Origin of the sequence: Sphingomonas sp. Root710 (assembly GCF_001429065.1) — a bacterium.
Classification (GTDB): domain Bacteria; phylum Pseudomonadota; class Alphaproteobacteria; order Sphingomonadales; family Sphingomonadaceae; genus Rhizorhabdus.
On sequence record NZ_LMIB01000001.1, the window covers coordinates 1,350,550 to 1,367,655 of the forward strand.

At 63.5% G+C, this 17,106-nt stretch carries 23 protein-coding genes; 5 read left to right on the forward strand and 18 right to left on the reverse strand.

The features are described from left to right. Positions 1-37 precede the first annotated feature (37 nt). The 3 genes from ASE00_RS06345 to purT all read right to left on the reverse strand — a co-directional run bounded on the left by ASE00_RS06345 (position 38) and on the right by purT (position 2,068). Positions 38-346, reverse strand: coding sequence for a UrcA family protein (locus ASE00_RS06345; protein ID WP_056378285.1), 309 nt, complete (start codon positions 344-346; stop codon positions 38-40). Between the two features lie 157 nt (positions 347-503). After that, entirely contained in the window at positions 504-884 is a 381-nt protein-coding gene (locus ASE00_RS06350; protein ID WP_056378286.1) for a RidA family protein, read from the reverse strand. Continuing rightward, entirely contained in the window at positions 884-2,068 is a 1,185-nt protein-coding gene (gene purT, locus ASE00_RS06355; RefSeq protein WP_056378287.1) for a formate-dependent phosphoribosylglycinamide formyltransferase, read from the reverse strand. Before purT ends, ASE00_RS06350 begins: the two co-directional genes overlap by 1 nt. 152 nt (positions 2,069-2,220) lie before the next feature. On the opposite strand from purT, the gene ASE00_RS06360 reads away from it, so the two are divergent. Further along, complete coding sequence (locus ASE00_RS06360) at positions 2,221-3,387, forward strand: sensor domain-containing diguanylate cyclase (protein WP_056378288.1); 1,167 nt, start codon at positions 2,221-2,223, stop codon at positions 3,385-3,387. On the opposite strand, the gene ASE00_RS06365 is transcribed toward ASE00_RS06360, so the two are convergent. The 6 genes from ASE00_RS06365 to ASE00_RS23720 all read right to left on the reverse strand — a co-directional run bounded on the left by ASE00_RS06365 (position 3,384) and on the right by ASE00_RS23720 (position 7,130). Further along, the gene (locus tag ASE00_RS06365; protein WP_056378289.1) at positions 3,384-3,731 is read right to left on the reverse strand and encodes an ArsC family reductase; all 348 of its coding nucleotides are present in this window, start codon (positions 3,729-3,731) and stop codon (positions 3,384-3,386) included. The genes ASE00_RS06360 and ASE00_RS06365 overlap by 4 nt on opposite strands. 15 nt (positions 3,732-3,746) lie before the next feature. Continuing rightward, positions 3,747-5,045, reverse strand: coding sequence for an ATP-dependent protease ATPase subunit HslU (hslU, locus tag ASE00_RS06370; RefSeq protein ID WP_056378290.1), 1,299 nt, complete (start codon positions 5,043-5,045; stop codon positions 3,747-3,749). A gap of 34 nt (positions 5,046-5,079) precedes the next feature. Beyond that, the gene (gene hslV, locus ASE00_RS06375) at positions 5,080-5,631 is read right to left on the reverse strand and encodes an ATP-dependent protease subunit HslV (protein ID WP_056378291.1); all 552 of its coding nucleotides are present in this window, start codon (positions 5,629-5,631) and stop codon (positions 5,080-5,082) included. A gap of 122 nt (positions 5,632-5,753) precedes the next feature. Then, a complete protein-coding gene (locus ASE00_RS06380) occupies positions 5,754-6,095 on the reverse strand; it encodes a DMT family protein (RefSeq protein ID WP_056378292.1) in 342 nt (113 codons plus the stop codon). 55 nt (positions 6,096-6,150) lie between these two features. Beyond that, the gene (locus ASE00_RS06385) at positions 6,151-6,861 is read right to left on the reverse strand and encodes a cistern family PEP-CTERM protein (RefSeq protein WP_082594571.1); all 711 of its coding nucleotides are present in this window, start codon (positions 6,859-6,861) and stop codon (positions 6,151-6,153) included. A gap of 14 nt (positions 6,862-6,875) precedes the next feature. Continuing rightward, positions 6,876-7,130: a hypothetical protein gene (locus ASE00_RS23720; protein ID WP_162256415.1), complete on the reverse strand. Its 255-nt coding sequence runs from the start codon at positions 7,128-7,130 to the stop codon at positions 6,876-6,878. Positions 7,131-7,336: 206 nt separating this feature from the next. On the opposite strand from ASE00_RS23720, the gene ASE00_RS06390 reads away from it, so the two are divergent. Beyond that, positions 7,337-7,804, forward strand: a complete 468-nt coding sequence (locus tag ASE00_RS06390; protein WP_056378294.1) for a response regulator — start codon at positions 7,337-7,339, stop codon at positions 7,802-7,804. 38 nt (positions 7,805-7,842) lie between these two features. Here the strand turns inward: ASE00_RS06390 and ASE00_RS23335 are convergent, their stop codons facing one another. From ASE00_RS23335 to ASE00_RS06405, 4 genes are all read right to left on the reverse strand, one after another. Beyond that, positions 7,843-7,998, reverse strand: coding sequence for a hypothetical protein (locus tag ASE00_RS23335; protein ID WP_156405293.1), 156 nt, complete (start codon positions 7,996-7,998; stop codon positions 7,843-7,845). A gap of 138 nt (positions 7,999-8,136) precedes the next feature. Further along, positions 8,137-8,535, reverse strand: a complete 399-nt coding sequence (locus tag ASE00_RS06395) for a PRC-barrel domain-containing protein (protein ID WP_056379385.1) — start codon at positions 8,533-8,535, stop codon at positions 8,137-8,139. Positions 8,536-8,639: 104 nt separating this feature from the next. Further along, the gene (locus tag ASE00_RS06400) at positions 8,640-9,365 is read right to left on the reverse strand and encodes a WecB/TagA/CpsF family glycosyltransferase (protein ID WP_056378295.1); all 726 of its coding nucleotides are present in this window, start codon (positions 9,363-9,365) and stop codon (positions 8,640-8,642) included. A 93-nt stretch (positions 9,366-9,458) separates the two neighbouring features. After that, complete coding sequence (locus tag ASE00_RS06405) at positions 9,459-10,187, reverse strand: Bax inhibitor-1/YccA family protein (RefSeq protein ID WP_056378296.1); 729 nt, start codon at positions 10,185-10,187, stop codon at positions 9,459-9,461. Positions 10,188-10,331: 144 nt separating this feature from the next. On the opposite strand from ASE00_RS06405, the gene thpR reads away from it, so the two are divergent. Then, a complete protein-coding gene (gene thpR, locus ASE00_RS06410) occupies positions 10,332-10,865 on the forward strand; it encodes an RNA 2',3'-cyclic phosphodiesterase (RefSeq protein WP_056378297.1) in 534 nt (177 codons plus the stop codon). On the opposite strand, the gene ASE00_RS06415 is transcribed toward thpR, so the two are convergent. From ASE00_RS06415 to ASE00_RS06430, 4 genes are all read right to left on the reverse strand, one after another. Then, complete coding sequence (locus ASE00_RS06415; protein ID WP_235538553.1) at positions 10,850-11,257, reverse strand: low molecular weight protein-tyrosine-phosphatase; 408 nt, start codon at positions 11,255-11,257, stop codon at positions 10,850-10,852. The two genes, thpR and ASE00_RS06415, sit on opposite strands and share 16 nt — an antisense overlap. Before the next feature lie 80 nt (positions 11,258-11,337). Continuing rightward, positions 11,338-11,880, reverse strand: a complete 543-nt coding sequence (locus ASE00_RS06420; protein WP_056378299.1) for a superoxide dismutase family protein — start codon at positions 11,878-11,880, stop codon at positions 11,338-11,340. A 148-nt stretch (positions 11,881-12,028) separates the two neighbouring features. Continuing rightward, on the reverse strand, positions 12,029-13,144 hold the full coding sequence (locus ASE00_RS06425) for an OmpA family protein (protein ID WP_056378300.1): 1,116 nt from the start codon (positions 13,142-13,144) through the stop codon (positions 12,029-12,031). A 253-nt stretch (positions 13,145-13,397) separates the two neighbouring features. Continuing rightward, complete coding sequence (locus ASE00_RS06430; RefSeq protein WP_056379386.1) at positions 13,398-13,991, reverse strand: SOUL family heme-binding protein; 594 nt, start codon at positions 13,989-13,991, stop codon at positions 13,398-13,400. A gap of 156 nt (positions 13,992-14,147) precedes the next feature. Here ASE00_RS06430 and ASE00_RS06435 point away from each other — a divergent pair, with 156 nt between their 5' ends. Then, positions 14,148-14,714, forward strand: a complete 567-nt coding sequence (locus ASE00_RS06435; protein ID WP_056378301.1) for a helix-turn-helix domain-containing protein — start codon at positions 14,148-14,150, stop codon at positions 14,712-14,714. Positions 14,715-14,781: 67 nt separating this feature from the next. Continuing rightward, on the forward strand, positions 14,782-16,101 hold the full coding sequence (locus ASE00_RS06440) for a cystathionine gamma-synthase family protein (RefSeq protein WP_056378302.1): 1,320 nt from the start codon (positions 14,782-14,784) through the stop codon (positions 16,099-16,101). Between the two features lie 17 nt (positions 16,102-16,118). Here ASE00_RS06440 and ASE00_RS06445 read toward each other — a convergent pair whose 3' ends face one another. Then, positions 16,119-17,021, reverse strand: a complete 903-nt coding sequence (locus ASE00_RS06445) for a helix-turn-helix domain-containing protein (protein ID WP_056378303.1) — start codon at positions 17,019-17,021, stop codon at positions 16,119-16,121. Between the last annotated feature and the right edge of the window lie 85 nt (positions 17,022-17,106).

Genomic DNA, 17,106 nt, shown 5'->3' on the forward strand with positions numbered 1-17,106 from the left:
CTCCGCGGCGGCCCGGTCTTGGCCTGCCTGACCGGACTTAGCGTGCGGCGAGCTTGATCCCGTTCGCCTTCATCGCGAGCTGGCTCTGGGCCGACTCGACCGCCATGGTGCGGCAGCGGGCGACTTGAAAGTGGCTAGCGGCATCGCTGGGACCGCAGGCCCGGCGTGCTGCGCGGGCGATACGGGTCTGAAGTTCGGCGGCACCCACTTGGCTCTGGATGTCCAGATCGCCATAAGCAACTGCGACCCGGACCGGCTCGGCCCGCAGCGGGGTCGCCGCGGCAACGGTGACGAAGGCGGCGACGAGGGCGGCGCTCCCGGCGACCATGTTCTTGAAGCTCTGCATTGTAGTTCCCTTTCCGTGTGCGTTGTGAATGCACACATCTCAGCAGGAACCGTGCCAAATGCCTTTAGGCCGAAAAATGTATTGATATTCCGGATATCACAAACACAGTTACACCATATTTCAGTGCCCAATTCTGAAATATGGCGAAAATTACGAACTAACGTCGCTTGGCAGTCACCTCGATCTCGACTTTCATCTCAGGCTTGATCAGCCCGGCGATCAGCGCCGTCGCGGCAGGGCGGATCTCGCCGAAGATCTCGCCCAGCACCGGACCCACCTCATCCCAATAGGCGGCGTCGGTGAAATAATAAGTTGCGCGAACGATGTCCGCCATCGCGAAGCCCGCCTCGTCCAACGCCCGTTCGATGACGCCGAGCGCGTTGCGCGCCTGTTCCGCCGCGCTATCGGGCATCACCCGTGTTTCGGGATCATAGCCGGTGGTGCCCGCGACGAAGGCCCAGTCGCCGTCGACCACGGCGCGACTGTACCCGACCTGCTTCTCGAATGGCGAACCCGAGGAAATCAGCGTGCGAGTCATCAGCCCTCCTCCCCATAATGTATCGATATCCGCGACGCCGCCTTGCGCGCGGCTTCTCGCGCCTGCTCGGCGGTGCCGTCACGGGTCAGTGCCAGCGCGACGCCCATTCGGCGATTGCGGCGCGTCACCGGTTTACTGAACAGCCGTATGTCGGTCTCCGCGCCGGGCGTCGGGGCCAGCGCTTCCGCCAGCCCCTCGAAACGGAAATCCTCGGCGTCGCGATCGGCCAGGATCACCGCCGACGCCGCCGCACCCAGCAACTGGATATGCGGGATCGGCAGGCCCAGGATCGCGCGGGCGTGCAGGTCGAACTCAGTCAGGTTCTGCGAGATCAGCGTCACCATGCCGGTATCATGCGGCCGGGGTGACAGTTCGGAGAAGATCACCTTCTCCCCCGCGACGAAGAATTCGACCCCGAACAGCCCATAGCCGCCCAGATTGTCGACCACCTTGCGCGCCATATCCTGCGCGGCGGCGAGCGCCTTCTTCGACATCGGCGTCGGCTGCCAGCTTTCCTGATAGTCGCCGCGCTCCTGGCGATGGCCGATCGGATCGCAGAACAGCACGCCCTCACGGGTCCGGATGGTCAGCAGGGTGATCTCATAATCGAAGGCGACGAATGCCTCGACGATCACCCGCTGCCGGTCGCCGCGCATGCCCGACACCGCATAGTCCCAGGCAGCGTCGACCGCGCCGGGGGCGGTCACGATGCTCTGCCCCTTTCCCGACGACGACATCACCGGCTTCACCACACAGGGAATGCCGACCTCGTCGACCGCAGCGCGCATCTCATCGAGGCTTTCGGCATAGAGGAACTTCGACGTGGTGAGCCCCAGTTCGCTCGCCGCGACGTCGCGGATACGGTCGCGGTTCATCGTCAGCATCGTCGCCCGCGCCGACGGCACGATCGAGAATCCGCGATCCTCATAGTCCTTCAGGACTTCGGTTCGGATCGCCTCGACCTCGGGCACGACATGATCGGGCTTGTGCTTCTCGATCACCGCTGCGAGCGCATCGCCGTCCAGCATAGAGAATATCTCCGCCGCGTCGGCGACCTGCATCGCCGGTGCGCCCGCATAGGAATCGCATGCGACGACATAGGCGCCCAGCCGCTTCGCCGCGATCACGAATTCGCGGCCAAGTTCGCCCGATCCGAGCAGCAATATCTTCGCGGTTGGGGTCATGCGGGGATCTCCTTGCCGAGAGCGGATAGACAGGAATACCGCCAAGGTGAAGCATGACCCACGCCGCCGCGGGCGAAAGTCCACAACATCCTTTTCGCAACGGCTTGACTAAGTATACGAAGGCGCGGGGTTCTGGGGGAGCATAGCGGCAGATGTCGGTCGATATTTTCATCTTTGCGGTGCTGCTGCTCGTCAATGCGCTAATGGCGCTGGCAATGGCGCTCGCCGCACGCACGCTGGGCCAGCGGCGGATGGCGCACTTTCTCGCCGGGGCTTTTGGTTGCAACGTGCTGATGTATCTCGGCGACGCGGCCTATACGCTTCTGTTCACCGAGAATGAATGGCTCGATCTGCTGGTCAGCGCACTTGCCCTTATTCCGCCGATCCTCGCCACCCTCGCCTACCGGTTGCGCTCGGGCCTGCCACTTTACGCAAAACGCCTGTTCGTCAGCCAGGCCGCAGCGATGGTCGTCATCGCACTGTTCACCTTCGCGCTTCCCAATCGTGGCCTGGCCGGAGCTGTGGTCCCGCTCTACGCGGCGGGCGTGCTGCTGTTCGGCATAACCGCACTGTGGCGGCCGGGCCGCATGCTGCGGCTGGGCGAGCGGCCGATCATTTTCACCGGTTTTGCCATGGCCGCGATCGAGATCGCGGGCGGACTGGTGCTGGCGGCGATGGGCAACGGCAAATCCGAATGGCTCGACCACGTCTATACGCTGATCGTCTTCCTTGGCCTCCCGGCCATGACCGTGGCCGGAGGCATCTTCTCGCTATACCTGCTCGCGGGCGATCTGGCCGAGCGGCTGCGCATCGCCGCCGACACCGACTCCCTCACCGGAGCGCCCAACCGCCGCGCGATCGAAGCGGCCGGTCTTCGCATGATGGCGGAAGCGCGCTCCGGCGGGCAGCCGCTGACCATAGCGATCTGCGACGTCGACCATTTCAAGCATATCAACGACGAACATGGCCATGACTGCGGCGACGAGGTACTTTGCCGTCTCAGCGCGCTTTTCCAGGAACGGCTGGCGGCAAGCGACCATTTCGGCCGCTTCGGCGGCGAAGAGTTCGTGCTGTTCTTCCCGGGGCAGGACATGGACGCCGCCAGCCTTCAGGTCGAACAGCTCCGCAAGCGGATCATGTCGATGCCGGTCGGCGGCCGCGCGGATGCGCTGACCGCGAGTTTCGGTATCGCGAGCCTCACGGCGGGAGACCATATCCTCGCCGACGTGCTGAAACGCGCCGATCGTGCTCTCTATGCCTCTAAGGAAGCCGGCCGCAATCGCACGACGCTCGACCCGCAGCTCGAGCCCGCAGTCTAGCCGAGCGTCTTCTGATATTGGTCGGGCTTGAATCCGACCAGCAATTGCCCGTCTATGTCGAGGACCGGCCGCTTGATCATCGACGGCTGCGCCTCCATCAGCGCGACCGCCTTGACGGCATCGATGTCTGCGCGATCGGCGTCGGCGAGCTTACGGAAGGTGGTCCCGGCGCGGTTCAGCAGAACTTCCCAGCCCAGACTGGCCACCCAACTCTGCAACCGCGCCCGATCGATCCCCGACGCCTTGTAGTCATGAAAGTCATAACCGATGCCGCGATCCTCCAGCCAGGTCCGCGCCTTCTTGATCGTGTCGCAATTCTTGATGCCGTACATGGTGATCGTCATCGGCTGGCTTCCCCCTTAGAGCACATATTTCGACAGATCGGTGTCGCGCGCCACCTCGCTGAGCTGGCCGTTCACATAAGCGGCATCGACCGTCAGGCTGGTGCCCTTGCGATCCTCGGCGTCAAAGCTGATCTCCTCAAGCAGCTTTTCCATCACCGTCGACAGCCGTCGTGCGCCGATATTCTCGATCTGCCCGTTCACCTCGGCGGCGATCTTCGCAATCGCCGCGATGCCGTCATCGGTGAAGCTGATCTCGACGCCCTCGGTACCGATCAGCGCGCGATATTGCTCCGTCAGGCTCGCCCGCGTGTCGGACAGGATGCGGACGAAATCCTCCTCGGTCAGCGCCTTGAGCTCGACCCGGATCGGCAAACGCCCCTGGAGTTCGGGCAGCAGATCCGACGGCTTGGCGACATGAAAGGCGCCCGATGCGATGAACAGGATATGGTCGGTCTTGAGCGGACCATATTTGGTCGCGACGGTCGTGCCTTCGATCAGCGGCAACAAATCGCGTTGCACGCCCTCGCGGCTCACCGAACCGCCGCGCACGTCGCTCACCGCAATCTTGTCGATCTCGTCGAGGAAGACGATGCCGTTCTGCTCGGCATCCTGCAGCGCCACGCGGCTCACCTCGTCCTGGTCGAGCCGCTTGTCGGCCTCTTCGTCGACCAGCTTGGACCAGGCGGCGCGCACGGACATCTTGCGGCGCTTGGTGCGGTTGCCGCCCATCTTGGTCATCATCTCGGTCAGGTTGATCATGCCGATATTGCCGCCCATCCCAGGCAGCTCGAACGGCATGCCCCCCGAATCCTCGACCTCGATCTCGATCTCCTTGTCGTCGAGTTGGTGCTCCTCGAAACGCTGGCGGAAGCTCAGCCGGGTCGCCTCGCTTGCGTCCTTGCCGACCAGAGCGTCGAGCAGCCGCGCCATCGCCGCCTCCTCCGCCTTGTCCTTCACTGCGGCGCGGCGGCGGTCCTTCTCCAGCCGCACGGCCTCCTCGACCAGATCGCGCGCGATCTGTTCGACGTCGCGGCCGACATAGCCGACCTCGGTGAACTTAGTCGCCTCGACCTTGACAAAAGGCGCATCGGCGAGCCGGGCCAGCCGGCGGCTGATCTCGGTCTTGCCGCAACCGGTCGGCCCGATCATCAGAATATTCTTCGGCGTTACCTCGTCGCGCAGATTTTCCGATAGGCGCTGGCGGCGCCAACGGTTGCGCAACGCCACCGCAACGGCCCGCTTGGCATCGGCCTGACCGACGATATGCGCGTCGAGTGCGGCGACGATCGCCTTGGGGGTGAGATTGTCGTTCATTTCTGTGCTTTCGGTAGATCGGAGCTGGGTATGATCAGGCGACGCTATCGAGCGTCTCGATCGTCAGACTGTCATTGGTGAAGACGCAGAGTTCGGCAGCGATGCCCATCGCCTTGCGGCAGATCGTCTCGGCATCGGCTTCATAGTCGACCAGCGCGCGCGCCGCCGACAGGGCGAAATTGCCGCCCGACCCGATCGCAGCCACTCCGCCCACCGGCTCGAGCACATCGCCATTGCCGGTGAGGATCAGGGTCACTTCCTTGTCAGCGACGATCATCATCGCTTCGAGGTTGCGGAGATATTTATCGGTCCGCCAGTCCTTGGCAAGTTCGACCGCGGCGCGCAGCAACTGTCCGCCATGCTGCTCCAGCTTGCGTTCGAGCCGGTCGAATAGCGTGAAGGCGTCGGCCGTCGCACCGGCGAAACCGCCGATCACAGATCCGTCACCCAGTTTGCGGACCTTGCGCGCATTGGGTTTCATCACCGTATTGCCCATCGACACCTGCCCGTCGCCGATGACGACGACCTTGCCGCCCTTGCGTACCGACATAATCGTGGTTCCGTGCCATTTGGGGAGTTCGCTCATATTCGTCCTACTGAGCGATTTCGAGGCTGGCCATTGTCAGCCGGCTCGGAAATCGCGGTGATAAACCATGCTTTGCCGGACGCGATATGGGAAGCCGGGTATGCGAGTGCAATCGGGCCTGTTTAGCCGCGTCCGGCGAACATGAAGCAGGCCGCGCCGATCATGCAGCCGAACGCCCCTGCGTGGCGCCAGCCGAGCGGTTCGCCGAGCACGACAACGGCAAAGATGGCGAAGACCAGCAGCGTGATGATTTCCTGGGCGATCTTGAGCTGTCCCGCGGTCCAGCCATGGAGATAGCCGATCCGGTTGGCGGGCACGGCGAAGCAATATTCGACCAGCGCGATGCCCCACGAGGCCAGGATGACGATCCACAGCCGCGTGTCGGTGAACTTCAGATGACCGTACCATGCGACGGTCATGAAGATGTTGGAGCAGATAAGGAGGACAAGCGGGGTAAGCGTCATGGACCCGCCATAACGCTGAACGCCGGTTCGTGAAACGATGTAAGTTCCGCCGCCGTCAGGCGGCTTGGGGAACCAGTGCGAGCATGCCGGAGCGCCGGCGGCGCAGCGCATAGCCGACCGCGCCGAAACCTATCAGCATCATCGCCCAGGTCGCCGGTTCGGGCGCCGTGATCGGGGTGCCGCCGCCGCCACCCTGGACGACCGAGCCGAGGCCGATGCCCGAAGTGCCGCCGCTCACGCCGCTGATCGACTGGAAGCGCGTCACGAAGCTGTCGAACGACACCGAGTTCATCACTTCGGCAAAGGTCAGCGAGAAATTGCCAGTGCCGGTGTTGCCCTGGTAGAAACCGCCGCTACCGCCGCCTGCGCAGGAGCCGCCGCCATCGGTGAAACAAACGTCGACCGTGCTGTACCCTTCGGGATAATTGCCGCTGAGATAGCTGTTGTTGAACGCGCCGGTGACATTCGCGCCCGTAGGGTTCGGATTGGTGTTGAAAGCGAAGCCGCTAAGCCGCGCCGTCGTGGTGGAGTCGTTGTTGAACGAATAGCCGAAATTATAGGTCTTGCCGCCGTTGGTGACGCCATTGAAGGTGAACGTACCGAGCGCCGACACCGATGGCGTCGTGTTGCCGCCGACCTGGCCGACATAATCGACCGTGAAGCTGTAACCGGTGTTGCCTGAATTCACGATCACCGCGCCAAGGGCCGGAACAGCCGTCGCAGCGAACATGATGGCGGCCACCGCCGCGGTTTTCACAAGACGCATCATAAGCAAACCCCCTACACACCGGCTACCCCACAACGACCGGTAGGTTGTTCATAGCACGCTATCGTAACAATCACCATACGCAGATAGGTGACGTTCCCAATGCTGGCGCGGATGACACTGGAGCGGCCGGCACGGCGGAACATCAGACAGGCGTCATATGTGAAAATCACTAATATTCCCTGACGAATAGCACTTTCTCTGGAAACGGCATCACCTGATTCCCGATTTTTACCATTATCTACAAACTGGCATGTCGGCATCAGCATATTGCCGGTTGGTTAAACGACACCTCCGCCCGTTAATCCGTTCGCGGGCTGCAGAGGCGCCTAAACCTCGCGTTTCGCTGCTAAAGTCTAATGATCGGGCGCCATGCCTGGCCCTGGGATTAACCAGCCAGCACGATCTGGATTCTATAATCGGCCCGGCGCCCGACGACCACTATATCGGTTGCGTAGCGTTTGAGGAGACCGGGATGGTCGATGCCGAACATATAAATGTCCTGATAGTCGACGACTCGCTCATCATCAGGGCAATGCTCGCCGGCCTGTTTGAAAAGGACCGCCGGCTGAACGTGGTGGGCGTGGCGGCTTCTGCGGAAGAGGCTACGTCGATTCTGGAACGGCGGCATGTCGATGTCGTCACGCTGGATATCGACATGCCCGGGATCGACGGCCTGACCTATCTTCAGACTCTCAACGCCCAGCATATCCCCGCCGTCATGCTGTCCGGCAGCACCGCCGAAGGCTCCGAAACCCGGATTGGCGCCCTGCTGCTGGGCGCGGCGGCGTGCTTCAACAAGGCTGACGCCGTGAAGAACGCGAACGCGTTGGTCCAGTTGATCAAGGCCAGCGCGCTCCACCGGGTGAAGCTCAGCCGGACCGACGCAGCCGCTCTCCTCAAGGCAAGGCAAGACATGATGCGCGGTCCGGCGACCGCCTGATCGGGTCGCCCTCTTACTGCTCCGATCGCGCAAGCTGTTCAGCGGTCGAGCCGCATCGCCTCACGTGCATAGATATCGGCGAGCCATTGATGGATACGCTTAGCCTCGACCGTATGGGCTGCTTGCGCTGCCAGACGTTCGCGCTGGCAACAGCGGGCCAGGTGATTTACCCTGGAATCAAATACTTCGATCATAAAACGCCCCCGATACTTACGCTACCGCTCTCCTCTAATTTTCTTTAGAAGAATATTTATTTATTATTTCTACAAATCGGCGGCAATAACTTAATCGCGATCGCACGCGAAAATGTGCGGCTCAACATCGCCTGCCCGTCACCAGTAAGGAAGCGGACCGAAGGGCCCATAATATTCGAAGATGCGCTCTGCACTGGCGCTTTGGCTCGGCCCGCCGAGCGTCACGAGTTCGCTGCGTTCATAATGCGGCGCGGCCTCCAGCGTCGCCCGGTCGAGCGACACCACATAGCCACCGCGATCGGGATCATAGTCGAGCAGTGACCAAGGTATGGGATGGAATTTCTCGCCTATGCCAAGGAAGCCGCCGAAGGACATAATCGCGTAAACGACCCTGCCGTCCTTTCGTTCGATCGACAGATCGTCGACATGACCAATATGCTCGCCGCCGCGATTATAGACGGGGGCTCCGTTCACCCGGCTCCCGAGGATGAGCCGAAAGCCACCCCTGGCATCGTCAGTTGCTTGTGCCTTTGTCATGACCACCTCCTGCCGGCCCGCTCTAAGCGACGCCTGCCTGATAGGGCTGACGGCAAGGCGTCAACCTGTGGGGCCGGGCTATTGTTCCATTGCTCCGTCGTCTGCTAGCGGCCTGCGCGCCAGGCGAGGAGGAAGATGCGCGGCCCGTCCAGCAAATAGCGCCGCCAGAGCCGCCACGGGTCGAGCAGGAGGCGATGCAGCCACTCCAGCGACGACCGTTGCATCCAGCGCGGCGCGCGCCGCGCCCTGCCGGTCAAGAAATCGATCGAGGCGCCAACGCACAGCGCGGTTCCCCGTGCCTCAGGGATCGCCGCCGCTGCCGCCGCGATCAATTCCTGCTGGGGCGAGCCAACCGCGATCAGGCTGAAACGCGCGGCGGACGCAGCAAGAAAGCGTGCGGCGGTCGCTCTGCCCTCGGCATCTGCGCACAGGTCCCGCGGAGGAATATGCTGAACGATCGAGATATCCGGCCGGATCGCTGCCAGCGCCTCGATATCACCCGGCTGCCCTCCGATCAGGCAAATCCGGTCGCCCGGAGCGGCGACGTCACGAAACAGGCGCGCGGTCAGATCGCTTCCCGTCACCACAGGCAGGTGGATCCCGCGCCGCGCCGCCAGCGCGGACAATATCCGGCTGTCGCACAGCCGCCACGCCGCGTTGCGATAGGCGCGCCACTCGGCGCTATCCTGATCGAGTTTCGACAGGCGTACGACATGATCGACATTGGGTGTGACCAGATAGGCGAAGCCGCTGTCGGCGTTGCGCGCGCGCAAGCGCCGGACCATCGCCTCCTCGTCGCCTTGGTCGAAGCTCAGCCCGAGATAGTCCATGCGCCTCCCGCCCGGACCAGCATAGCGTCAGGCGGACAAAGAAAAAGGCCCGGCGTTTCGGCCGGGCCCTCGATCCTGCGATCCTCTGCGCGTTTAGCGGCGGTCACCGAGAAACTGCAGCAGGAAGGTGAACATGTTGATGAAGTCGAGGTAGAGGGTAAGGGCCCCCATCACCACCGACTTGCCGGCGAAATCGGTGCCAGCGACATACTGATACATGCTCTTCAGCTTCTGCGTATCATAGGCGGTGAGGCCGGCGAACAGCAGCACGCCGATGGCACTGATGATCAGGTTCATCGCCGACGACTGGAGGAAGATGTTGATGAGCGACGCGATCAGCAGCCCGACCACGCCCATGATCAGGAAGGTGCCGAAGCCGGAAAGATCCTTCTTGGTGGTATAGCCCCACAGGCTGAGCGACGCGAACGCCGCAGCCGTCGCGAAGAAAGTCGTCGCGATCGACGTGCCGGTGTAGATCAGGAAGATCGACGACAGCGACAGGCCCATTGCCACCGCGAACGCCCAGAACAGCGCCTGCGCGGCGAAGGTCGACAGCCGATTGATGCCGAAGCTGATCACCATGACGAAAGCGAGCGGCGCGAGCATGATCACCCAGCGCAGCGGCGTGACGAGCACCTGCTCGGCCAGGCCCGAGCTGGCGAAACCCAGCGCAACGATGCCGGTCAGCAGCACGCCCGACGCCATATAATTGTAGATCGAGAGCATGTAGGACCGCAGCCCAGCATCGAAAGCCGCGTCGGCCGCACCGGCCCGTGTCGCGACGGGCGCGGCAGTTGCTCGGGGGTCAGACCAGTTTGCCATGACGTAAAACTCTCCAAATAAAGCGGCGGAGTGCCGCCCAGGCAATAATATCGGCGCAACCACTCCCCTTTTCAAGCGAATCAGACGTTACATCACGGCGAACGGCCTTGCGTTACCGTCTCATGGGAGGTGAAAGGAAAAGACATGCACAGGCTTTTCGTCGCGCTTCGCCCGCCCCGCACCATGCGTGAGCCGCTGCTTTCCGCGATGGGCGGAATTGCTGGGGCGCGATGGCAGGATGATGGACAGCTCCATCTGACACTTCGCTTCATCGGCGATGTCGATCGCCATGCCGCGGAGGATGTGGCGGCTGCGCTCGGCACGGTATCCCACCCGTCCTTCGACCTCAGGCTCGACGGCATCGGCTGCTTCGATCGCCGCGGGCAGATCGACACCATCTGGGCTGGCGTGGCACCGCACCATCCGGTTCGCGCGCTACACGCCTCGGTGACTCGAGCGCTGACGCGCGCCGGCATCGCCCCCGAAGAGCGCGCCTTCATACCGCACATCACGATCGCCCGTTTTTCACGGGGAACGTTTCCCTCGGGCATGCTGCCGCTCCACCAGCTCTGGCCCACGCCGGTCGAAGCCCGCTTCGACCATTTCCTGCTCTATGAAAGTGAACTCGGCGCTGACGGCGCGACCTACTCGGCTATTGCACGCTACCCGCTCGGCTGAGCGCGCAATCGCGCCAGCAACGCCTCGGCACCGAGATTAACGTCATGCCACGTAATCTCAAAACCCGCGTCGGATCCGTGATAAGGATCGGCCACGTCTTCACCTTCGCGCCCGGCGACATGGTCGAACAGAAGCGACAGCTGCGCCCGGGCGTCGGCGGGGCGCAACGCGCGCAAGGCTGTCAAATTGCTCCGGTCGAGCGCGACCACATGATCAAAGGCATGGAAATCTTCGGTCTCCACCTTACGTGCGCGCAGCCCGTTGATATCGATGCCGTGACGGGCGGCGGTCGCTATCGCACGGCGGTCGGGCGGCTGGCCGACGTGCCAGTCCCCCGTTCCGGCAGAATCCACCTCGATCGCGATATCCGCGCGGTCGGCGGCCGCGCGCATCGCGGCCTCGGCCAGCGGCGACCGGCATATATTACCCAGGCAGACGAACAGGACGCGCGGCGTCCCCCGCCGGTTGGCCGTCATTTTGCGGTGACGACCCCGCAACCAATGCGGCCTCCGGCATTGCCGGTCGGATCGGTCTTATAGTCGTCTGCCGCGGCATGGATGACGACTGCGGCGCCATCCGCGTCTAGCAGCGGCTGCTCGCCGCCCTTCAGCATCGCGCTCTTCACCATGGTGTGCAGCGTGCCAGTGCCGTCCGCGCCGACTGTCATATTTGGCATGTCGCCCATATGTGCACCCGCCGGATTGTCATGCCCATGCTGCTTCTTCCCCGGATTCCAGTGGCCGCCAGCGCTGGTGAAATCGGGACCGGTGCAGGTACCAGTCATGTGGATGTGGACGGCATGAATCCCTGCGGGCAGCTCGACAGCCTTCACCTCGACATGGATGCCATCCTTATGTTGTGTAAGGGTCGCTTTGCCCTTCGCCTGCCCCTGGGCGTCGACAATGTCGGCAACGGCCTCGACCTCATGGTGATTTGCCAGGGCCATGGCAGGCGTGAGCAGCGCGGCTGCCCCGGCGAATATCAGCGAAGCGGCGACGGAACGGATCCTCAACATGCGTCTCTCCTCGGTCTCACGGCCCCCACATCACCTATGATGCCGCATCAACGCGATCGAATAAAGCGTTGTAGACAAAGAAAAAGGGCCGGCCCGAAGGCCGACCCCAATTCTTTGCCGGTCGTCGCCGAAGCGATGACCGAACCGCTTACGAGCCGAAGGTGATTTCGACGCGGCGGTTCTGCGGTTCGCGGACGCCGTCGGCGGTGTCGACCAGCGGACGGCTTTCGCCGAAGGCTTCGGTCGCGATCGCCGCTTCGGGAACACCCTTGCCAGCCAGGTAGGCCTTCACCGCGTCGGCACGACGCTGCGAGAGACCGACATTGTACTGGTCGCCGCCCGACTTGTCGGCATGGCCGGCAAGCTGGACACGGGCCTGACCGGTCGTGGCATAGGCATTGGCCGCATTGTCTAGGATCGACGCTGCTTCCGCCGTGATGTCCGACTTATCCCAGTCGAAGAACACGATGAACGGACCCGGGGTCTCAACCACCGGCGGCGGAGGCGGCGGCGGCGGCGGAGGCGGCGGGGGCGGCGGCGGGGGCGGCGGCGGGGGCGGCGGAGCGGCCGGCTCACCGAAGTTGTAGACGAGGCTCAGCAGGAGGCTGTGCGAACGCCACGTGCCCTCATATTCCGTGCCCAGACGATCGAAAACCTTCGCGTCTTTCACGTTGAAGTAGCGATACTTCAGGCCGACGTCGACGTTGGTCGAAACCGGATAACGCACGCCGGCGATCGCCTGCCATGCGAACTTGGAGTCGCTGTCGTTCAGGAAATCGTCGCCAGAGACGTTGTAGCCGCTGAACTTCACCCGAGCGATACCGGCGCCACCGCCGACATAACCCGAGAAGCCTTCCTCGCCACCGAAGTCGAGCAGGCCGTTGACCATGAAGCTAAGCGCGCTGTTCTTGCCAGACGCGTCCTGATAGGTGCCCGGAGGGGCTCCAACGCCGCCGATATTGGCGGGCGTGCGCGACGCGGTGGTCGAGATGTTGTTCACGCGGTTCCGCTTGTAGGCGACTTCGCCTTCGAGACGGAACATGCCGAAGTCGTAACCGACGATGCCGTCGACATCGAATCCGGTCTTGCTGTCGACAACCGCCTGACCGGCGGTCGACGTAGGCGCCGCGGCGACGTCGAACTTCAGGTCTTCGAGCAGCATACCGCCGCCTTCGACGCCGACATACCATGCATTGTCACGAGCAAAGGCCGGCGCAGCAAGCGCGGTCGATGCGAGCGCTGCCAAGATGGCTAGCTTGCGCATATCATTCCCCTTTCCAACAGGTTCCAACTGGAACTGTGTTCACCTAACCCATTCTTCCAGATACGCGCAAGCGCATCTGTTTCTGGTACGTACCAATACGATGTGGCATCCATTCCGGCTCCGCATCCTATCTCCCAGACAGCCGCTAAACGAGCATTTTGGGAAAGGGTTGCTTCGCCGCGAAAAATTTTCTGCTCTTTGTGGAACTGTTGCAGTAGTGCAACAGTCGATGGCTATCTGAGAGGGTGGCGGCTCAGTCGGCCAGGGGCACCCAAACCTCGTTCGCACGCGGCTTTCCGGGCTTGAGCGGTGAATTATAATAAGCGTGCTCGGCAGGCCCGGCAGCCACACGCTGCCGTTCCTTCAGCCAGCGCTGCAGTTCGATCGTGCGCGACTTGAACAGCCGATCCGACGGTTTGCCATGCACGGCTATCACCGCCACGTTCCGTGCCGGCAATACGCCGATGCCGACACCTTCGCCTGGCGGCTCGAGTGATCCCTCCTCCGTGTCGGGGAGCAGGAAACGGATGCGCCATGCGGCGTCGCCCAGCGGCTCGGCAAGCACTGGCATGGTTATCGGCAGCTCGTCGCCCTCGCGGCCTTCGCCAAACATGTAAGCCGCAAGCCGCCCGAACCCGGTGCCCAGCGCACGATCGCGCGTACCACCCTGGTCGGTGACCAGCACCGGCAATGCCGGATAGCGGCGGATCTCGAACGGTCCATCGCTGACAAGGACGTCATAGGGCGGAGCTTTTGCGGCGCGCTGTTTGAAATAGACATAGGCCGCGCCCGCCGCCGCGACAGTCGCCACACCCGCCAAAACCCTGCCCCAGCCGATCTTCGCCATCGCCCGCTCCATTTCCGCGCCGGCACATAGGCAGCGGCCCGGAAAATTGCCAGTTCCTTCGCGTCCGCTTCCCCGTGTCGGCACTTTGCCGCCACGCCTTGCGACAGCCATGGCATCCGTGGATAAGCCTTGGCGAACGGCTGGCGAAGGGCGCGCATGAAGACCTGCATCAGGGAAGTCCGGCGTGCGAAGGGGCTCACCCTGCAGGAGGTTGCCGACCGCTGCATTCCGCAGACCACCGCCCAAACGATCGGCCGGCTCGAGACCGGAGCGCGCACCGTGTCGATCGGCTGGCTCAACCGCATCGCCACGGCGCTGGGCGTCCAGGCCAACGAACTTGTTCGGGCGCCCGAACGGCCGATGCCCGACATTGTCGCAGTACTGGGGCCCGATGGAGCCACGCCGCCGCGTAATGCCCAGATCGCCGCCCTGCCCCGCCCCGGCGTGGATGAACTGACGATGCTCGTGGAAGCCAGCGTCGGCGAGTATCGCCATGGCGACATGATCTGGCTCGAGCGGCTCGATCCGCGCGCGTTCGGCAACGCACTCAACCGGGACGTACTGGTCCCCCGGCCCGGCGATCGTTTCCTGTTCGGCCGTCTGATCGGACGGGAAGGCAACCGTCTTCAACTTCTGCCACCGGGCCAGGGGTCACGTCAGCAGGTGGTCGCCGACGCTCCATGGATCGCGGTTGCGACACAGCTGCTCCGTCCGCTCGGCTGACGTCCTTGTAAGCAGCGCCGGCCAGGCCCATCATCCTGCCATCACAAGAACATGTCGCAGGATCATCATGACCAACGAAACCGAAGCCGAACTGAGCGGCGCCACCCCTCGCCGTCGTCCCAAGCCTGAAATCCTCGAAATCGGCGGCCGCCGCCTGAAGCCATCGACCCTGATGATGGGCCATGGCTACGATCCTATGCTGTCCGAAGGTGCCTTGAAGCCGCCGATATTCCTCACGTCCACCTTCGTTTTCGAAAGCGCTGCCGCAGGCAAACGCCATTTCGAGGGCGTGACCGGAAAGCGCCCCGGCGGGGCCGACGGGCTGGTCTATTCGCGCTTCAATGGTCCCGATCAGGAGATATTGGAGGACCGGCTGGGCATCTGGGAGGATGCAGAGGATGCGCTGAGCTTCTCCAGCGGCATGTCCGCGATCGCGACGCTGCTGCTCGCGCTCGTCCGCCCCGGGGACGTCATCGTCCATTCCGCGCCGCTCTACGCCGCCACCGAAACGCTGATCGCCCGTGTCCTTGGACGTTTCGGCGTATCCTGGCTCGACTTCCCGGCCGGCGCGACAGCTGAGGAGATCGATGCGGTCATGGCGGCGGCCAAGGCTAAAGGGCGCGTCGCGCTGGTCTATCTCGAAAGTCCGGCCAATCCCACCAACGCGCTCGTCGACGTCGAAGCGGTGCGCGACGTGCGGGACAAGCTGTTCGCGGGAGAGGCCGAAAAGCCGCCGATCGTCATCGACAACACCTTCCTTGGTCCGCTCTGGTCGAAACCCCTCAAACATGGCGCCGAACTGGTGGTCTATTCCCTGACCAAATATGCCGGCGGTCACAGCGATCTGGTGGCGGGAGGCGTGGTGGGGGCGAAGGCGCTGCTCGATCCGGTCCGGGCGATGCGCAACACGATCGGTACCATCACCGATCCGAACACTGCCTGGATGCTGCTCCGTTCGCTCGAGACGCTCGAGCTGCGGATGAGCCGCGCGGGCGAGAATGCGGCCAAGGTCTGTGAGTGGCTCCGGCCCCAGCCGCAGGTCGATCGCGTCGGCTATCTGGGCTTTCTCGAACCAGGATCGCGACAGGCCGACATATATCGGCGCCATTGCGACGGGGCCGGATCGACCTTCTCGCTCTACCTGAAGGGTGGAGAGCGCGAGGCCTTCGCCTTTCTCGACGCCCTCAAGATCGCCAAGCTCGCGGTCAGCCTTGGCGGCACCGAGACGCTGGCGAGCCATCCGGCAGGCATGACTCATCTTTCAGTGCCCGAAGAACGCAAGAAGGCGCTCGATATCGGCGATAATCTGGTGCGTATTTCGATCGGCATCGAAGACCCCGACGATCTCATCGCCGATTTCGATCAGGCCTTGCGGGCGATCGGCTAGATCGCCTTCCGGTCGATCTAGCTGCGGGAGCCCCGGGCTACCGCCGCGAAATAGGCCATCATAGTCCGGGCGGCGCCATCGGTCAGTTCGATGAACACGCGCCGTCCGTCGACGGGATCAGCCACCCGCCGCAACAAGCCTGCCTCGGTGAGCTGCTTGATCCAGCGTAGCGCGGTGGTGGCCGGCACCGCCGCAGCGATGCACAGGCTCGAAACCGCGACCGACCGTCCCTCGATCCGCGCGGCGGTAAGATCGAGCAATATATCCCAGGCCGGATCAGCGAAGAGACCGGGACCGAAAAAATGCGCACGCAGCCGCCGGGCCCGGATCATGGCTCGAATGGCTGCCGCGTCGGTCGCCTCGAAATCCCCGATGATCGGACGCAGCGCATCTTCGGCCACCGTCCGTCGCTGAGGCGCAGCGTCGCCGTCGAGCGCGGCCGCTAGCGCCTGGCTGTGCCGTTCCATAGCGTCGTTGAGATATTGCAGGCGTGCCGCATCGCCGTCCTCCGGCGGTTCGCGCAGCTGCGGCTGGGTGCGGCCAAGCCCCTCGACCAGCGCATCGCGCAGCACCTGCGCGTTGCGCCCTACCAGCAGCGCAACGTCCTCATGGCTGATGCGCGCCGTCGCGACGTCGACCAGCTCGGGTGAGATGACCACGATGCTCGCAAACTGCCGCCCCGCGGTTCCCTCGTCGATCCGCCGCAGCAGCCGGTCGAGAAGCTCGCCATGATCGGCGGTGGCGTCGAGAATAACGAGGTCGACCGCGATCTGGCTGTCGAGCCGCTCCGCGGCCTGATCCAGCGCCAGCGAGGCGGCGACTCGCCCGCCCGCGTCGGCCACCGAGGCCTCCGCCGACGTACGTCCCGCCTCGGTATCGCCAAAGATCAGAACTGCAGGAGCATAGCTCCAATCTGCCATCGCTCGACCTCCAACGCCCCGGTAACCAGGGCCGCCATGTGTTCGATATCTGTTCAAAAAACTAGCGAGCATGGGCCTCCTGTCA

Coding starts and splice junctions, on each gene's coding strand:
- ASE00_RS06395 (WP_056379385.1), bottom strand. CDS start 8,535: ATGACAAAGGCACAAGCAACTGACGATGCCAGGGGTGGCTTTCGGCTC.
- ASE00_RS06435 (WP_056378301.1), top strand. CDS start 14,148: ATGAAGACCTGCATCAGGGAAGTCCGGCGTGCGAAGGGGCTCACCCTG.
- ASE00_RS06420 (WP_056378299.1), bottom strand. CDS start 11,880: ATGTTGAGGATCCGTTCCGTCGCCGCTTCGCTGATATTCGCCGGGGCA.
- hslU (WP_056378290.1), bottom strand. CDS start 5,045: ATGAACGACAATCTCACCCCCAAGGCGATCGTCGCCGCACTCGACGCG.
- ASE00_RS06365 (WP_056378289.1), bottom strand. CDS start 3,731: ATGACGATCACCATGTACGGCATCAAGAATTGCGACACGATCAAGAAG.
- ASE00_RS06415 (WP_235538553.1), bottom strand. CDS start 11,257: ATGCGCGCGGCCGCCGACCGCGCGGATATCGCGATCGAGGTGGATTCT.
- ASE00_RS06345 (WP_056378285.1), bottom strand. CDS start 346: ATGCAGAGCTTCAAGAACATGGTCGCCGGGAGCGCCGCCCTCGTCGCC.
- ASE00_RS06390 (WP_056378294.1), top strand. CDS start 7,337: ATGGTCGATGCCGAACATATAAATGTCCTGATAGTCGACGACTCGCTC.
- ASE00_RS06430 (WP_056379386.1), bottom strand. CDS start 13,991: ATGGCGAAGATCGGCTGGGGCAGGGTTTTGGCGGGTGTGGCGACTGTC.
- ASE00_RS06445 (WP_056378303.1), bottom strand. CDS start 17,021: ATGGCAGATTGGAGCTATGCTCCTGCAGTTCTGATCTTTGGCGATACC.
- hslV (WP_056378291.1), bottom strand. CDS start 5,631: ATGAGCGAACTCCCCAAATGGCACGGAACCACGATTATGTCGGTACGC.
- ASE00_RS06360 (WP_056378288.1), top strand. CDS start 2,221: ATGTCGGTCGATATTTTCATCTTTGCGGTGCTGCTGCTCGTCAATGCG.
- ASE00_RS23335 (WP_156405293.1), bottom strand. CDS start 7,998: ATGATCGAAGTATTTGATTCCAGGGTAAATCACCTGGCCCGCTGTTGC.
- thpR (WP_056378297.1), top strand. CDS start 10,332: ATGCACAGGCTTTTCGTCGCGCTTCGCCCGCCCCGCACCATGCGTGAG.
- purT (WP_056378287.1), bottom strand. CDS start 2,068: ATGACCCCAACCGCGAAGATATTGCTGCTCGGATCGGGCGAACTTGGC.
- ASE00_RS06425 (WP_056378300.1), bottom strand. CDS start 13,144: ATGCGCAAGCTAGCCATCTTGGCAGCGCTCGCATCGACCGCGCTTGCT.
- ASE00_RS23720 (WP_162256415.1), bottom strand. CDS start 7,130: ATGCTGATGCCGACATGCCAGTTTGTAGATAATGGTAAAAATCGGGAA.
- ASE00_RS06350 (WP_056378286.1), bottom strand. CDS start 884: ATGACTCGCACGCTGATTTCCTCGGGTTCGCCATTCGAGAAGCAGGTC.
- ASE00_RS06380 (WP_056378292.1), bottom strand. CDS start 6,095: ATGACGCTTACCCCGCTTGTCCTCCTTATCTGCTCCAACATCTTCATG.
- ASE00_RS06405 (WP_056378296.1), bottom strand. CDS start 10,187: ATGGCAAACTGGTCTGACCCCCGAGCAACTGCCGCGCCCGTCGCGACA.
- ASE00_RS06440 (WP_056378302.1), top strand. CDS start 14,782: ATGACCAACGAAACCGAAGCCGAACTGAGCGGCGCCACCCCTCGCCGT.
- ASE00_RS06385 (WP_082594571.1), bottom strand. CDS start 6,861: ATGCGTCTTGTGAAAACCGCGGCGGTGGCCGCCATCATGTTCGCTGCG.
- ASE00_RS06400 (WP_056378295.1), bottom strand. CDS start 9,365: ATGGACTATCTCGGGCTGAGCTTCGACCAAGGCGACGAGGAGGCGATG.